Consider the following 14,970-nt stretch of genomic DNA (forward strand, 5'->3'; position numbering starts at 1 on the left):
CGGGCGGCATCAGATCGGCGTGTCGGCCGCTCGGCCCAGCAGGAAGTTGATGTGCAGGCGGTCGAACGTGGCCGCGTCTTCCCATTGCGGCCAGTGTCCGCAGTCCTGCATCACCACGAACCCGGCACCGGGGATCATCTCGGATATGCGGCGCCCTTCGGTCACGTCGGCGGTCGGGTCGTGCGAGGTCCACAACACCAGGGTGGGCGCCGCGATGCGGCCATAGTCTTCGGGCTGGATGAGGTTGCGCAGGCGCACGTCCATGTCCTGCAGCACCATCGTGTTCGCCATCGCGCGGGCAAAGCCTGGCTGGGCGTAGATGGCCTGGCGGCAGGCCACCAGATCGGGCGTGGCCTTTGACGGGTCGGCCATCAGCCATTCGACACGCGCCTTGATGAAGTCCCAGCTCGGGTCTTCGGCCGCGCGCATCGACAGGCTCTTGATGCGGGCCATCACGCTGGGCTCGGCACGCGAACCGCCGGCGGTGTTGAGCACCAGGCGCTCGACACGGTCCGGGTGGTCCGCCGCGAGGCGCGCCACGACCCAGCCGCCGAGCGACTCGCCGCTCAGCCGCGCCTTGTCCCAGCCTTGTGCGTCCATGAAACGCAGGACGTGATCGACGTAGTGCGCGATCTCGTGCGGGTGGTCGGGCTTGTGCGACCAGCCGTGGCCGATCATGTCGATCGACCAGGTGTTGAAGAACCGGCCGTGGTTCTTCAGGTTGCGCAGGTAGGCCTCGGCATGCCCGCCGGAGCCGTGCAGAAAGAGCAGGGGCGGCAGGCTCTCGTCGCCCGATTGCAGGTAGCGCGTGTCCACGCCTTGGGCGTCGTACCAGCCTTGCCGGTACGAGGTGCCGAGCAGGTCTTGCCAGAAGCTGGTGGGGGTGGTGTTGCTGTTGCTGGTGCTCATGTTCAAGGGGTCTCGGGAAGGCGGTTCGCAAGAGGCAGTGCTTGGTGTGGCCGGATCTTCCCCGCACTTTCCCCGGGCGCGAATAGAGTGCACCTGGTGCACTTTGGGGTGCGTGTAAACCCCAGTCGCCAGCCGCACTGGCGGGTGCTGCGGGCGCGGATGTCTCCCTACAATCCGGCCACGATGATCACGACCGTCCACACCGGCATGGGCTTGCCCGAAGGACCGCACAAGGAGGTCAGAGGGCTCGCGCGGGGCATCCAGCTGCTGCGGGCGTTGAACCGTTCACCGGGCGGCATCGCCACGACGACCCAGCTGGCCAACGCCTGTGGCATCCACCGCACGACGGTGAAACGCCTGCTGGAGACTTTGCGGGCGGAAGGGCTCGTGCGGCATGGCGAGCGCGACGGCCAGTACTACCTGACCTTCGGCGTGCGCCGGCTCAGCGAGGGCTTCGAAGATGAGAGCTGGATACTGGAAGCGGCCACGCCGCTGATGCACGCGTCCGTGAAGGAACTGCTGTGGCCTTGCGACCTGACCACCATGGAGGCCGGGTTCATGGTGGTGCGCGAGTCCACCCACCGATGGAGCAGCCTGTCCCAACACCACGCCATGATCGGCCAGAAGATGCCGATGTTCGTGACCGCGGCCGGTCGGGCCTATCTGGCCGCGTGCCAGGACGAAGAATTCGAAGCCCTGATGGCCATCCTGCGCAAGCGAGCGGACTGGATCGGCGAGTGGGCACGCGACAAGGCGCGCATCGGCAAGATGGTGCGCGAGACCCGTCGGCGCGGCTTTGCCATCAACACCGGCGAATGGGTGACCGAGCCCCACTTCGGCGGCATCGCCGTGCCCGTCCACAGTGGCAATACCTTGCTGGGGGCGGTCAGCATCATCTTTCCGATCAATGTCGTCTCGGGCAAGGACCTGAGGGAGCGGTTTGCGCCACGCCTGGTCAAACTCGCCAGCGCCATTGGCAAACACAGCCAGCCCTGGCTGGAGAGCTAGCGCGCGTCACAGCACCAACCGCTGCGCGTACCCCGTCATCTCCAGGTAGCCGCGCCCGACCGTCTTGCCGTTGCTGTCGATCAGGTCCGACAAGCCTTCCCAGTACACCGTGCCGGTGCTGGCGCGGCTGTCGAGTTCCTGCGGATCGATGACCGCCTTCACGGTGTAGAAATCGCCCGGCGTGCGCACCACCCATTCCACCGGATAGCGGGCGCGCGTGAGCGGGCTGGTCCACCAGCGCTGGGGTTTGAAGTCGACCTCGCCGGGGGAGAACCGGTAGATGTCGGTGGGGCTCTTCGCGCTGCCCGCCGCGCGGAACGAGCCGCCCGCCCAGACTTTGCTGCCGTCCTTTCGGCGCAGCTGGAACGCCGTGAGGCTGTGGCCATCGAACAGGTTCATGCCGATCCAGTCCCAGCCCACCGCCTCGGGGTGCAGGATGGCTTCGCTCCATTCGTGGTCAAGCCAGGCGGTGCCCTTGATGGCAAAGCGCTGGCCCTGAAGGCTCAGCGTGCCCTGCACCGCGAGGTGCGGCTGGCTCACGTAGAAGCTGGCCTGCGAAGGGGTGGGGCCCTTGCGCGAGAAGCCCTTGTCGCCCTGCAGGAGCCAGGCCTGTTGGGGTGCGGCGTTCAGTTCGATGCCGAAGTCGTGGGCGTCGATGCGCGCCGTGTAGCGGCCGTCGGCATGGCGCTGCAGCGACCAGTCGCGCAGCACCACGTGCGTGTCGTGCTCGCTGGCAAAGACGCCGCGCGCGTCGGGCTGCGCGGGCGGCTCGCCATTCCAGCGCGCGATGCGCTGGTCGTGCAGCAGCCGAGCGCTTGTCACATCGGTGATCGCGGCGTGCGCGAACAGCAACTGCCTGGCGGCCAGCGTGCTGCGCAGATCCTGGGTGGCGTCGACGCGGCTGCGGAAGAAGGTGACCTGGAAGCCGAAGTCGCGCCCGGCCGCGTCCTGTGCTTGCCCGGTGAGGTACCACCACTCGGTGCGTGTCTCGTTGTGTGTGCCGTGGTCGCGTGGGAACACGAGCGGCCGTGGCCGCAACGCGTCGCCCGGGCGGTGCTGGGCCTGCACGCGCGGCAGCGCGAATGCGCCCACCGAGGCGACTAGAAGAGGGCGCCGTCCGATGTTCACCAATCCTCCTTCACCGCGCGCACCGCATCGCGGCCCGCGGCGGCCTGGCCGGCCATCCACGCGGTGAGCGTGCCCGCCACCACCACCGCCGCGCACAGCGCGAGCAGCCGCGCCCACGGCAGCACCAGGTCCATCGTCCAATGAAAGCTCTGCGGGTTCACCACGTGCACCAGCACCAGGCTCACCGCCAGGCCGAGCACAAGGCCGGCGATCGCGCCGAGCACGGTCCAGGCCAGGCCCTCCAGCGCGACCACGCCCAGGATCTGCGCGCGCGTGAGACCCAGGTGCGCCAGCAGGCCGAACTCGCGCCGCCGCGCCAGCACCTGCGCGCTGAAGCTGGCGGCCACGCCAAAGATGCCGATGCCGATGGCCACCGCCTGCAACCACACGGTGACGGCGAAGCTGCGGTCGAAGATGCGCAGCGAGTTCGCGCGGATCTGGCCGACCGAGGCGAACTCGATCTGCTCCTGCGCGCCGTGCTGCGCCGCCACTGCGCGGATGCGTTCAAGCACGGCGTTCTCGTCCGCGCCTTCGCGCAGGTGCAGCGCGAGATCGTTCACGCGCGTGTCGCCCGTGAGGCGCACGAAGTCGGCGCGGTCCATCACCACGCTGCCGTGTTGGCGCGCGTAGTCGCGCCACACCCCGGCCACGAAGAAGCGCGTGCCGCGCACCTGAGGTTCGGCGAAGGCCTGCGCCATCGCAGGCAACCACGCGCCGGGCTTCGCGCCGTAGAGGTCCACCATGGCTTCGCTCACGTAGACGGCGATCACGCGCTCACCCTCGGGCACCCCAGGCGAAGGCAGGGCATGGCCCACCAGCGGCAGACTCAGGGTTGCGCCTGGCTTCGTGTCGAGCGGGCGCACGAGCAGGGCCACCGCGGGGCGTGCCGGGTCCAGTTGCAGTGGCGTGGCGCGCAAGGTGTCCACGCGGTCCACACCGTTCACTTGCGCCACCGCCGCCACAAAGCCGGGCGGCAGGTGGTGATCGTCGCCCGCGCCGCCGGCGCTGCGCACGTAGAGTTGGGCGGGCAATACGGCGTCGAGCCACTGCGTGACCGAGTCGCGAAAGCTCGCCACCATCACCGTGAGCGCGACCGACAGCGCCAGGCTGGCCACCACCCCGCTGGTGGCCACGGCGGCGGTTTCGCGCAAGCGGCGCGCCCGCTCCACGGCGAGCACGGGCAAGGCATGCCGGGTGATGCGGGGCGCGACGCGGTCGAGCAGCCAGCCCACGCCCAGCGGCAGCGCCGCGATACCGCCCACCAGCAAGAGCCCCACCGACACATACGCCGCCAGCGGAATGCCCGCCACCGGCGGCGCCCATGCGAGCGCGCCGGCCAGCAACACCAGGCCCAGCGCCAGCGTGTGCCGGTGCGCACCGGGCGTCGGGGGCGCGCCCAGGCCCTTGAGCGCCAGCGCGGGCGCCATGCGCGCCGTGGCGCGCGCCGGCCACCAGCCGCCCACGAGCGATGCGGCCACGCCCAGCAACAGGTAGACCGCCGCGGCCCATGGCCTCCAGAGCAGCGGCGGCGTTTCGCCTTTGAAGTAACCGCCTCCCAGGTCGCCGCCCAAGAGGCGCAGCGCGAGCGCGGCCAGGCCTGTGCCCAGGGCGATGCCCAGCGCGCTGCCCAGCAAGCCGAGCAGCGCCGACTCGGCCAGCACCAGGCGCAGGCGCTCGCGGCTGGAGAGCCCCAGCACACCGAGCAGCGCGAACTGCGGCTGGCGCCGCGCCACCGAGAGCGACAACACCGAGAACACCAGGAAGGCGCCGGTGAACAGCGCGACCAGCGCGAGCACCGTGAGGTTGACGCGGTAGGCGCGCGAGAGGTTGCTCACGCGCTCGCCCGATTGTTCGGGCCGCTGCGCGATCACGTTCGCGGGCAGTTGCAGCGCGGCCAGCACATCGCTGGCGCGCGCGCCAGGCGCCAGGCGCAGGTCGATGCGGCTGAGTTCACCCTCGCGTTGCGACAGGGCCTGCGCGGCGGCCACGTCCATCACCAGCAGCGGCGCGCCGGGCGCGTTCACGCGGCCGGCCACGCGCAGGCGCGCGCCATCCCCCGTTTGCAACGCGGTCTGCCCCGCGAGAGCCTGTTGGGCCGCCGCGTTGAGAAACACCGCGTCGGGCGCGAACAGGTCGAAGCGGCGCGCGCCGCTGGGCGCCTGGGTGGTGTCGGTCACCGGCATCAGCGCGGGCGAAAGCGCGGCGACCACCAGCGCGTCCACCCCCACCAGGCTCACGCCCATGCGTTCGCCGCTGGGTGCAATCACCTGCAGTGGAAATTCGAGCACCGGGCTGGCCAGCGCCACACCGGGGTGCGCGGCCACTCGCGCGAGCAGGGCATCGTCCAGCGCGCCCTGGCGCGCGCGCAGTTCCACGTCGGGTTGGCCGTTGACCGAACTCACCGCGCTGGAGAACTCGGCCAGGGCCGAGGCGTTGATCAGGTGCACCGCGAACGCGAGCGCCACGCCCAGCAACACCGCCACCACCGCACTGGCGTTGCGCCAGGGGTGGTGGCGCAACTCTTGCCAGGAGAAGGTGCAGAGCAGGGCGCGCATACTGTCGAGCTTACAAGGGTGCTTGGTGAGGCAGCGCACCGACAGGCATTCGCCAGGCGCCTAACATGGGCCATTCCTTTCACGGTGCCACCATGGTCCACATTCACCTTGCCATCGATCTGCAGTACGAGGTGCTGCCGCCCGGCGCCGATTTCATCTTCAACGTGCAGGCCGCGCACACGCCGCAGCAGACCGTGACCTGGGAACAGCTGCAGGTCAGCCAGCCGGTGCCGCTCCTGATGCACACCGACGCCGCCACGCGCACGCGCACCTTGCGTCTGAGCGCCACGCCGGGCGCGCTGTCGGTGCGGTACCGCGCCACGCTGGGCATCGAGCACCACGTGGCCGACCCCGACCAACTGACCGAGACGCCGGTGGCCCAGCTGCCGCCCGAGGCGCTGATCTATATCTACCCCAGCCGCTATTGCCCGTCCGACTGCGTGGCGCAGAAGGCCTTCGAGTTGTTTGGCCAGTTGCCGCAGGGCTACCGCCGCGTGAAGGCCATTCGCGACTGGGTGCAGAACCATGTGACCTTCACATCCGGTTCGAGCAACTCCATGACTTCGGCGCTGGACACGCTGAACGACCGCCAAGGCGTGTGCCGCGATTTCGCGCATCTGATGATCACCATGTGCCGCGCGCTCAACATCCCCGCGCGCTTCACCACCGCGATCGACTTCGGAGCCGATCCTGCCTTGGGCCCGACCGACTTCCACGCCTATGTGGAAGCGTACGTGGGCCACCGCTGGTATCTCTTCGACCCCTCGGGCACGGCGATCCCGATGGGCTTCGTGCGCATCGGCACCGGGCGCGATGCGGCCGACGTCTCCTTTGCCACCATCTTTGGCGGCGTGACCAGCCAGGCCCCGCGCATCGACATCTCGGCCCAGACCAGCGTCGAAAACGGCTGGCAGATGCCGGTGCACCGCCCTGACGCCTTGTCCACCGACAGCGGCTGGCACGCGCCGGCCTGAACCGACGCGCCCTGCCGCCCACGCCGCTCGGCGAAAGCCGAGCAAATTACTCTGCGAGCCCCTTCCCACGCCCGTGGTTTGTCTGTAAAATTCGCTTCGTTTCAAGTAAGAAACACGGATTTACTAAAGAAACGATCGGCCACCGCCACGGCCGGGCACTTCAAGGAAGACAGATGAGCGTATTGGGCATTGATCAAATCACCTACGGCGCTGCCGATCTGCCGCGTTGCCGGCAGTTCTTCCTGGACTGGGGGCTCACGCTCGCGAGCGAAACCGCGCAGGAGCTGGTGTTCGAATCGCTCAATGGCTGCCGTGTGGTCGTGGCCCATTCCGACAAGCCCGGCTTGCCTGCCGGCGTCGAGCCCGATCCGACGCTGCGCGAAGTGGTGTGGGGCGTGGATTGCGCCGAGAGTCTGGCGCTGTACCGCGGCCGCCTGCAGGATCAACCCGGTTTCGTCGACGCCGAAGGCCGCATCGGCTGCACCGACCCCAACGGTCTGGCCGTGCGCCTGCAACTCACGCAAAAGCGCGACGTGCAGCTGGAGAGCGCGGTGGTCAACACCTGGAGCGAGCGCAAGCGCGTGAACCAGCGCAGCCCCGCCTACGACCGCGCCACGCCGGTCGAAGTGGGTCACGTGGTGTTCTTCGTGACGGACATCCAAGCCACCGGCGCGTTCTACCTCGACAAGCTCGACTTCGCCGTCTCCGACAGCTACCCCAACCGTGGCCTGTTCCTGCGCTGCTCGCTCGAAGGCGGCCACCACGACCTGTTCCTGCTGCAGCCGCCCGAGCCGCGCAAAGGCCTGAACCATGTGGCCTTCTCGGTGCGCGATCTGCACGAGGTGGTGGGCGGTGGCATGCACATGTCGCGCACCGGCTGGACCACCGAACTCGGCCCTGGCCGCCACCCGATTTCCTCGGCCATGTTCTGGTACTTCGAATGCCCGGCCGGCGCGCTGGTGGAGTACTACACCGACGAGGACGAACTCACCGCCGACTGGCAGCCGCGCGAATTCACGCCCGGCCCCACTGTCTTCGCCGAATGGGCCATCAAGGGCGGGATCGACGGCAACACCCGCCGCCAGGTCAACGCCGCTGCGCCCAGCGGCAAGTTCATGACCGACAAGGTCAAGCCGCCCACGGAATGACACAGAAGGAGACCACGAGCATGCGAACCCCGGATCTGTACAACGAAACCCACCAGACGCGCACCGCGCCGCCGACCGCGTACGAAGGCCTGCTGGGCGACTCGATCGAACGCGCCTACGCGCAGGGCATCCACGACCTCCCAGGTCTCGTGGGCTACCTCAACGACGCGGGCCCTTCGGGCCCCAACGGCCAGCGCTGGACCGAGCAAACCTTTCAACAGGAAATGGCCCGCCTGGGCGCATAAGCCACCCCCTTTGCCAGGAGACACGTCCATGGATACCTCTGTCATCAACGTCCAGCTCGACCCGGTCGATGCCGTCCTCGAAGTCGGCCTCAAGGACCTGTGGTTCCCGGTCTGCCCGTCCAGCTTCGTCAAGAACGACCCGATCTCGATCCGCCGCCTGGGCTACAAGATCGCGGTCTGGCGCGACCAGAACGGCCAGGTGCACGCGCTCGAAGACCACTGCCCGCACCGGGGCGCGCCACTCTCGCTCGGGGTGAACCTGGGGGACCGCCTGGCCTGCCCGTACCACGGCGTGGAGGTGCGCTGCGACGGCACCGTGACGCGCGTGCCCGGCAGCCCGGGCTGCAAACTGGAAGGCTCGCGCCCCGCGCGCATGTTCCATGCCGCCGAGGCGGCCGGCGCGATCTTTCTCTACAACGCCAGCAACCCCATCCTGGACGTGGCGCCGCCGCTGCAACTGCCCGAGGAACTCACCTCGCCCGAGTGGTCGCATTTCCTGTGCTACACCGAGTGGGGCGGCGACTACCGCTATGTGGTCGACAACGTGATGGACCCGATGCACGGCGTGTATCTGCACAAGCAGTCGCACACCATGAGCGAAGGCGCCAGCGAAGCCGAGTTCCAGATCCGCGACATCCCCAACGGCTTCTGCTTCGAGAAGAAGGGCCAACGCGGCGTGAACTTCGACTGGACCGAATGGATGGACCTCGGCATTCACGTGATGCGCCTGGAAATCCCATACCCCAAGACCGGTGGCCCTGGCGGCAACTTCACCATCATCGGCAGCTACACGCCCATCAGCAACCGCACCTCGGGTGTCTTCCACTGGCGCTGCCGCAAGGTCACCAGCTGGCAGCGCGACACCTGGCGCTTCCTCTACAAGAACCGTCTGGAAGAGCGCCACTGGAACGTGCTCGAGCAGGACCGCGTGGCCGTGGAAAACATGGAGCCCGACGCCAACAAGCGCGAGCACCTGTACGCGCACGACATGGGCATCGTGCGCCTGCGCCGCCACCTGAGAAACCTGGCCAAGGCCCAGCTCGACAAGCCCGTGTGAGAATCGCGGGATGAGCAACGCCAACACCTTGCAAGCCTGGGTCCACACCCTGAAGTACGAAGCCGACGACATCATCAGCGTGGACCTGCGGCCCGCGCCCGACGTGATCTTCCCGGCCTTCACCGCCGGCTCCCATATCGACTTGCACCTGCCCAACGGCATGGTGCGCAGCTACTCGATCTCCAACAACAGCCAGGAGCGCCACCGCTATGTGGTCGGCGTGCTGAAGGACCGCGCCAGCCGAGGCGGCTCGCGGTGCGTGCACGAGCAGTTGCGCGTCGGCATGCGCATCACCATCAGCGCGCCGCGCAACCACTTCGCCTTGCACGAAGACGCGAAACACTCGGTGCTGGTGGCCGGTGGCATCGGCGTGACGCCGGTGCTGTGCATGGCACGGCGCTTGAAAGACCTGGGCCACAGCTTCGAGTTCCTGTACTTTGCCCGTTCGCGCAAGAGCGCGGCCTTCGTCGCGGAGATCGAGGCGCTGGGCGTGCCCGTCACCTGGCACTTCGACGACGAGAAGGGCGGCCCGCCCGACTTGCGTGCGCTGCTGGCGCGCCGCGAGCCTGCGGCCAGCGAGCACTACTACGCCTGCGGCCCGGCCGTGATGCTCGACAACTTCGAGAAAACCTGCGCCGCGCTCGGCCACACGCAAGCCCACATCGAGCGCTTCGCCGCGGTGGAAGTGGCGGCCGCGGCCGACGCGAAGACCGCCTTCACCGTCGAGCTGCGCCGCAGTGGCCAGATGTTCGAAGTCACGCCCGACACCACCTTGCACAAGCGCCTGATCGAGATCAATGCCGACGTGCCCTTCAGTTGCGAAGAGGGCATTTGCGGTTCGTGCGAAACCAAGGTGCTCGAAGGCGTGCCGGACCACCGCGACATGGTGCTGACCGATGCCGAACGCGCCACCAACAAGGTGATGATGGTCTGCGTCTCGGGCTGCAAGAGCGAGCGGCTGGTGCTCGATATCTAAGGCCTGTCAGGCATCGATGGCGTCGTCTGAGGAGGCCGCGCCGCACTGCCGCCGCAGTTTCCCCAGCACGGTGTAGAGCGTGCTGCGCTCTTCCCGGTTGAGCGTGAGGATCATCTCGGCCTGGCTGCGCCGTGCCAGCGGCATGATCTCCTGGTAGAGCGCCTCGCCCGCCGGCGTCATGAGGCAGATCAGCCCCTTGCGGCCCTTGGGGCCCGGCGTCTGCGTTTCCACCAAACCCCGATCCCCCAGCAGGCGCAAGGCGCGGCTGACCTGCGCCTTGTCGGCGGCCGCGAGTTCCACCAATTCCGCAAAGGGCAGTGAGCCCGCGTGCGCCAGCACCGAGAGGATGCGCCACTCCGACACCGTGAGCTGGAAGCGGTCGGCGTAGGGCAGCGTGATCGCGCGCCGCAGCGCATTGCTGGTGTGGCTGAACATGGTGGTCAGGAAATCGTGCACGGCCAGACCCGCGCCGTCGGGCGAAAGATCGGCCCAGGGATTGGCGGGGGTGGCATCGGCGTCTGGCGGCAAGGTGGGCTGGACTGGGGTGGGCTTGTTTCGGGGCATGCGGGCATTCTGAGGGACGGCAGATCCGTCCATGGGCGGGACGGGTGCTTCTCGTCGTTGATGGATCAACAAAATTGCAACAAGATGTTAGAAATCGGGAAAACGTCGTTGATCAGTCAACGACGAAGGCATACGATGAGTCTGTTTCTGTTGTGAACCTGTGTCTCCAATATGAAACCGTCTTCCGGCGTCAAAACGACCGGGAGCGCCCCCACCAATGGATGAAGCGCCTTCGCAGGAGTGCACGATGAAAATGGAACGTCGACAGTGGATGGCAGTGGCAATGGCTGCCGCGGCCTTGTTTGCGGGTGGCGCGGCCGCCCAGGCCTACCCGGAAAAAACGATCAGCCTCGTCGTGGCCTATCCGCCCGGCGGCGATTCCGACGCCACGGCGCGGCTGTTCGCCGAGAAGCTTTCGCTGCGGCTCAAGCAACCGGTGATCGTGGACAACCGGCCCGGTGCCGGCGGCACGCTGGGCAACACGCTGGTGTCTCGCGCCAAGCCCGACGGCTACACCCTGCTGTTCACGCCCAATCCCTTCACCACCGCGCCCATGGTGCTCAAGTTGGCGCCTGGCTCGACCTACGACCCGCTCAAGGACTTCGAGCCGGTGATCCTCACGGCCATGCAGTCGGTGCTGTTGGTGACCCACCCCGACACCGGCATCAAGAGCGTGGCCGACCTGGTCGCGCAGGCCAAGGCCGGCAAGCCGCTGACCTACGCCAGCCCGGGCGCGGGTTCGCCCATGCACATCGCCGCCGAGTGGTTGAACCGCGCTGCCGGCATCCAGGTCCAGCACGTGCCTTTCCGAGGTGTGGGGCCGATGATTCCCGACATGCTGGCGGGCCGCGTGAGCATGGGGTATCCGACCCTGGGTGCGGTCGAGCAGTACCTCAAGTCCGGCAAGCTGGTCGCCGTGGCCTTGACCGACGGCGAACGCAGCCCCTTGGTGCCGCAGTTGCGCACGGTGGCAGAACAGGGCTACCCGGACGTGAAGCTCGGTGCGTGGAACGGCATCTTCGCGCCCAAGGGCACGCCGCCGGCCGTGGTCAAGTTGCTCAACGAGCACATGAACGAGATCCTCAAGATGCCCGACGTGATCGAGAAGATGGCGACCTTCGGCTCGCGCCCGGTGGGTGGCAAGCCCGAGGCGCTGGCCAAGATCAACGCCGATGACTACGCGCGCCTGTCCAAGCTGATCAAGGACCTGAACATCCAGGCCGACTGATCCCGCAACCGAGGCAAGGACTCCCATGAGCACATCCACCCTGGGCCGGGACACGCCACAGGTCAACGCGCGGTCCAAGGTGCTGGGCCGCGCGGTGTATGCGGGCGACATCAAGGTCGCCGGCATGCTGCACGGCAAGATCTTGCGCAGCCCTTATCCGCATGCGCGCATCGTGAGCGTGGACACCTCGGCGGCGCGGGCCTTGCCCGGCGTGAAGGCGGTGCTCACAGGCGCCGACGCCCCGCGAGCGATGTGGGGCGTGCACCAGAAAGAGCGCCGCATCCTCGCCGAAGGCGTGGTGCGTTTCGCGGGCGAAGAGGTGGCGGCCGTGGCCGCCACCACGGAAGAGATCGCGCGCGATGCGCTGGACCTGATCCACATCGAGTACGAAGAGCTGCCCGCGATCCTCACGCCCGAGGAAGCGCTGGACGAAGACGCACCGGGCGTGCACCCGGGGCGCGGCAACGTGGCGCACGAAATCCGCTTCGAACGCGGCAGCATCGAAGCGGGTTTTGCGCAGGCCGATCTGGTCCACGAAGCCACCTACACCGCGCACGCGCAGTACCCCGGTTACCTCGAACCCATGGCCAGCGTGGCGTCGCTCGACGCCGATGGCCGCCTGCAGGTCTGGACGTCGACGCAGTCGGTGTTCCTGGCACGCGCGCGCCTGGCTGCGGCGCTGGAGCTGCCGGTCTCGCGCATCCGCGTGGTGGCGACCACCGTGGGCGGGAGCTTCGGCGCCAAGATCGTGGAGGACGACAACCAGCTCGTGGCCGGCCTGCTCGCCCTCAAGACCGGGCGCGCGGTGCGCCTCGTCAACAACCGGCTGGAAGACTTCCAGGCCGCGTGTTCCAGCGTGCCCGAGCGCATCACGCTCAAGCTGGGCATGACGCGCGACGGCCTCATCGTCGCCAAGGACGTTCGCATCGTGGCCGACTGCGGCGCCTACTGCGGCCTGTCGCCCGAAGTCATGCACGTCAGCGCCATGCGCAGCGACAACATGCACCGGCTGCAAAACGTGCGCTCACACGCCACCATGGCCTACACCCACACGCCGCCGCACGGGGCGTTTCGCGGTTTCGGCGGCACGCAGATGCTGTTCGCGCTCAACAGCCACATCCACACCATGGCCGGGCAGCTCGGTCTGGACCCGGTGGAGATCCACAAGCGCAACGCCATCGGGCGCGGTGAAACCTCCATCCACGGTTGGGAAATCGGCAGCACCGGTTTGCTCGAGTGCATAGCCCAATGCACCGACGCCATCGGTTGGGCGGGCAAGCGAGCCCGGCCCGCGCAGCACGGTGCGAAGCGCCGCGGCGTGGGCATGGCCGCGGCCATGCACGTGAGCGGCAACCGCACCATCGGCAACTGGGACGGCTCCACCGTGATGATCAAGGTCAACGAGGACGGCCGCGTGGTGGTGCATTGCAGCGAAGGCGACATGGGGCAGGGTGCCATGACCATGTTGAGCCAGGTCGTGGCCCACGAACTCAACCTGCCGTTGGCGCATGTGCACGTGGTCGCGCCCGACACCGACAGCGCGCCGTTCTGCATCGGCACGCTGGCCTCGCGCGTGACCATGGCGGCGGGCAACGCCGCCATCGTGGCAGCGCGCGCCGCCAGGGACAAACTCTTTTCCATGGCCGCACAGATGCTGGACGTGGCCACCGACCGGCTTGAAATCGCCGAAGGTGCCGTGCGCGTGCAAGACAACCCGCAGCAGCGGCGCACGCTGGCCGAGGTGGTCCGCCAGCACCTCTGGCGCCACGGCGGCGAAGGTATCCAGGTCATGGGAAACTGGGACGCGAAGACCCAGATGCACGACGCCAACGTCTACGGCAACATCGCGCCCGCCTACTCATTCGCGGCGCAAGCCGTCGAAGTGGAGGTGGACACCGAGACCGGCCAGGTCAGCGTGATCGACAGCTTCGTCAGCGACGACTGCGGCAAAGCCTTGAACCCCTTGGCGATCCACGGCCAGACCAACGGCGCGACCGTGCAGGCCATGGGCTGGACGCTCTACGAACAGCTGCAGGTGGAGGGCGGCCGCATCATGAACGGCAACTTCGCCGACTACAACATGCCCACGGCCGACGCCGTGCCCATGTTGCGCGGGGGCCTGGTCGAGTCGAACGAACCCAACGGCCCGCACGGCGCCAAAGGCGCGAGCGAAACCGCCATCCTGCCGGGCGCGCCGGCGATCGCCAACGCGGTGTACGACGCCGTGGGCGTGCGCATCACCGATCTGCCCATCACGCCGCAGAAGGTGCTGGCCGCGCTGCGCGCTTTGCGAGAGAGCACCCATGCTTGATTTTGATTTCCTCGAACCCGCCAGCGTCGGCGAAGCCAGCCGCATGCTGGCCGACCTGGGCGACGAGTGCCGCGTGATCGCCGGTGGTACCGCGCTCATGCTCGGCATGCGCCAGCGCATGCTCACACCCTCGCACCTGGTGTCGCTGGGTCGGCTCGGCACATTGCGCGGCATGGCGCTGGACGAACGCGGCGGCTTGCGCATCGGCGCGCTCACGCTGCACGCCGAAGTCGCCGCTTCACCGGTGGTGCGCGAGCGCTGGCCCATGCTCGCCAGCATGGCCTCGCGCGTGGCCAATCCGCAGGTGCGCAACCAGGGCACCGTCGGCGGCAACCTCTGCTATGCGGATCCGTCCACCGACCCGCCCGGGTGCTTGATGGCGCTGAACGCACAAGTCGTGCTGGCCAGCCAGCGCGGCGAGCGGATTCTGTCCATGGCCGACTTCCTGGTGGACTACTACACCACCGCGCTCGAACCCGACGAGTTGCTCAGCGAAATCCGCGTGCCCGCGATGCCGGCCGACGCCTGCGGCCAGTACGCGCGCTTCCTGCGCACGGCGGCCGAGCACCGGCCCCTGGTCAGCGTGGCGTTCGTCGCCAGGCGCCAGGGCGCGGTGTGCACCGAGGCGCGCATCGCGGTGGGCGCCTCCACCCCGATTCCGCTGCGCCTGTCGCGCGCCGAAGCCTATCTGGCCGGCAAGACGGTCACCACCGACGTGGCGGCCGAAGCCGCCGCCATCGTGGCGTCCGATATCGAGCCCGTGTCCGACGCCCGTGGCGACGCCGACTTCCGGCGCGACATGGTGCGCGTGGTCGCGCGGCGCAACATCGCCGGCCTGTTCGGCCTGCCTCAGGCATGAGAGGAGCA

At 68.2% G+C, this 14,970-nt stretch carries 13 protein-coding genes; 9 read left to right on the forward strand and 4 right to left on the reverse strand.

What is annotated here, in order from left to right:
* Positions 1-9: 9 nt before the first annotated feature.
* On the reverse strand, positions 10-909 hold the full coding sequence (locus F9K07_RS11480; RefSeq protein ID WP_159593076.1) for an alpha/beta fold hydrolase: 900 nt from the start codon (positions 907-909) through the stop codon (positions 10-12).
* 183 nt (positions 910-1,092) lie between these two features.
* On the opposite strand from F9K07_RS11480, the gene F9K07_RS11485 reads away from it, so the two are divergent.
* Positions 1,093-1,917 carry a DNA-binding transcriptional regulator gene (locus tag F9K07_RS11485; protein ID WP_236581902.1) on the forward strand — a complete coding sequence of 275 codons (825 nt, stop codon included), beginning with the start codon at positions 1,093-1,095 and terminating at the stop codon, positions 1,915-1,917.
* A 6-nt stretch (positions 1,918-1,923) separates the two neighbouring features.
* Here F9K07_RS11485 and F9K07_RS11490 read toward each other — a convergent pair whose 3' ends face one another.
* Both F9K07_RS11490 and F9K07_RS11495 read right to left on the reverse strand, forming a co-directional pair.
* The gene (locus F9K07_RS11490; RefSeq protein WP_442907416.1) at positions 1,924-3,045 is read right to left on the reverse strand and encodes a lipocalin-like domain-containing protein; all 1,122 of its coding nucleotides are present in this window, start codon (positions 3,043-3,045) and stop codon (positions 1,924-1,926) included.
* Complete coding sequence (locus F9K07_RS11495) at positions 3,042-5,600, reverse strand: FtsX-like permease family protein (RefSeq protein ID WP_159593079.1); 2,559 nt, start codon at positions 5,598-5,600, stop codon at positions 3,042-3,044. The genes F9K07_RS11490 and F9K07_RS11495 overlap by 4 nt, the downstream gene beginning before the upstream one ends.
* A gap of 92 nt (positions 5,601-5,692) precedes the next feature.
* Here F9K07_RS11495 and F9K07_RS11500 point away from each other — a divergent pair, with 92 nt between their 5' ends.
* The 5 genes from F9K07_RS11500 to F9K07_RS11520 all read left to right on the forward strand — a co-directional run bounded on the left by F9K07_RS11500 (position 5,693) and on the right by F9K07_RS11520 (position 10,000).
* Positions 5,693-6,574, forward strand: a complete 882-nt coding sequence (locus F9K07_RS11500; RefSeq protein ID WP_159596903.1) for a transglutaminase-like domain-containing protein — start codon at positions 5,693-5,695, stop codon at positions 6,572-6,574.
* Between the two features lie 173 nt (positions 6,575-6,747).
* The gene (locus F9K07_RS11505) at positions 6,748-7,722 is read left to right on the forward strand and encodes a VOC family protein (RefSeq protein WP_159593082.1); all 975 of its coding nucleotides are present in this window, start codon (positions 6,748-6,750) and stop codon (positions 7,720-7,722) included.
* Positions 7,723-7,742: 20 nt separating this feature from the next.
* On the forward strand, positions 7,743-7,967 hold the full coding sequence (locus F9K07_RS11510) for a recombinase-like helix-turn-helix domain-containing protein (protein WP_159593085.1): 225 nt from the start codon (positions 7,743-7,745) through the stop codon (positions 7,965-7,967).
* Positions 7,968-7,995: 28 nt separating this feature from the next.
* On the forward strand, positions 7,996-9,024 hold the full coding sequence (locus F9K07_RS11515; protein ID WP_159593088.1) for an aromatic ring-hydroxylating oxygenase subunit alpha: 1,029 nt from the start codon (positions 7,996-7,998) through the stop codon (positions 9,022-9,024).
* 10 nt (positions 9,025-9,034) lie between these two features.
* Entirely contained in the window at positions 9,035-10,000 is a 966-nt protein-coding gene (locus F9K07_RS11520; RefSeq protein WP_159593091.1) for a PDR/VanB family oxidoreductase, read from the forward strand.
* A gap of 6 nt (positions 10,001-10,006) precedes the next feature.
* Here the strand turns inward: F9K07_RS11520 and F9K07_RS11525 are convergent, their stop codons facing one another.
* The gene (locus F9K07_RS11525; RefSeq protein ID WP_159593094.1) at positions 10,007-10,564 is read right to left on the reverse strand and encodes a MarR family winged helix-turn-helix transcriptional regulator; all 558 of its coding nucleotides are present in this window, start codon (positions 10,562-10,564) and stop codon (positions 10,007-10,009) included.
* Between the two features lie 247 nt (positions 10,565-10,811).
* Between F9K07_RS11525 and F9K07_RS11530 the strand changes: the two genes are divergently transcribed.
* Genes F9K07_RS11530 through F9K07_RS11540 form a run of 3 tightly spaced genes read left to right on the forward strand, consistent with a single transcriptional unit; the run spans position 10,812 to position 14,962 of the window.
* Entirely contained in the window at positions 10,812-11,792 is a 981-nt protein-coding gene (locus tag F9K07_RS11530; protein ID WP_159593097.1) for a Bug family tripartite tricarboxylate transporter substrate binding protein, read from the forward strand.
* 25 nt (positions 11,793-11,817) lie between these two features.
* Complete coding sequence (locus F9K07_RS11535; RefSeq protein WP_159593100.1) at positions 11,818-14,103, forward strand: xanthine dehydrogenase family protein molybdopterin-binding subunit; 2,286 nt, start codon at positions 11,818-11,820, stop codon at positions 14,101-14,103.
* Complete coding sequence (locus F9K07_RS11540) at positions 14,096-14,962, forward strand: FAD binding domain-containing protein (protein ID WP_159593103.1); 867 nt, start codon at positions 14,096-14,098, stop codon at positions 14,960-14,962. Before F9K07_RS11535 ends, F9K07_RS11540 begins: the two co-directional genes overlap by 8 nt.
* Positions 14,963-14,970: the final 8 nt, after the last annotated feature.

Origin of the sequence: Hydrogenophaga sp. BPS33, assembly GCF_009859475.1 — a bacterium.
Taxonomy (GTDB): Bacteria; Pseudomonadota; Gammaproteobacteria; order Burkholderiales; family Burkholderiaceae_C; genus Hydrogenophaga.

What these genes read in the sequence shown, in the direction of transcription:
- F9K07_RS11480 (WP_159593076.1), bottom strand. Translation starts at nt 909, where the DNA reads ATGAGCACCAGCAACAGCAACACCACCCCCACCAGCTTCTGGCAAGAC.
- F9K07_RS11485 (WP_236581902.1), top strand. Translation starts at nt 1,093, where the DNA reads ATGATCACGACCGTCCACACCGGCATGGGCTTGCCCGAAGGACCGCAC.
- F9K07_RS11495 (WP_159593079.1), bottom strand. Translation starts at nt 5,600, where the DNA reads ATGCGCGCCCTGCTCTGCACCTTCTCCTGGCAAGAGTTGCGCCACCAC.
- F9K07_RS11500 (WP_159596903.1), top strand. Translation starts at nt 5,693, where the DNA reads ATGGTCCACATTCACCTTGCCATCGATCTGCAGTACGAGGTGCTGCCG.
- F9K07_RS11505 (WP_159593082.1), top strand. Translation starts at nt 6,748, where the DNA reads ATGAGCGTATTGGGCATTGATCAAATCACCTACGGCGCTGCCGATCTG.
- F9K07_RS11510 (WP_159593085.1), top strand. Translation starts at nt 7,743, where the DNA reads ATGCGAACCCCGGATCTGTACAACGAAACCCACCAGACGCGCACCGCG.
- F9K07_RS11515 (WP_159593088.1), top strand. Translation starts at nt 7,996, where the DNA reads ATGGATACCTCTGTCATCAACGTCCAGCTCGACCCGGTCGATGCCGTC.
- F9K07_RS11520 (WP_159593091.1), top strand. Translation starts at nt 9,035, where the DNA reads ATGAGCAACGCCAACACCTTGCAAGCCTGGGTCCACACCCTGAAGTAC.
- F9K07_RS11525 (WP_159593094.1), bottom strand. Translation starts at nt 10,564, where the DNA reads ATGCCCCGAAACAAGCCCACCCCAGTCCAGCCCACCTTGCCGCCAGAC.
- F9K07_RS11530 (WP_159593097.1), top strand. Translation starts at nt 10,812, where the DNA reads ATGAAAATGGAACGTCGACAGTGGATGGCAGTGGCAATGGCTGCCGCG.
- F9K07_RS11535 (WP_159593100.1), top strand. Translation starts at nt 11,818, where the DNA reads ATGAGCACATCCACCCTGGGCCGGGACACGCCACAGGTCAACGCGCGG.
- F9K07_RS11540 (WP_159593103.1), top strand. Translation starts at nt 14,096, where the DNA reads ATGCTTGATTTTGATTTCCTCGAACCCGCCAGCGTCGGCGAAGCCAGC.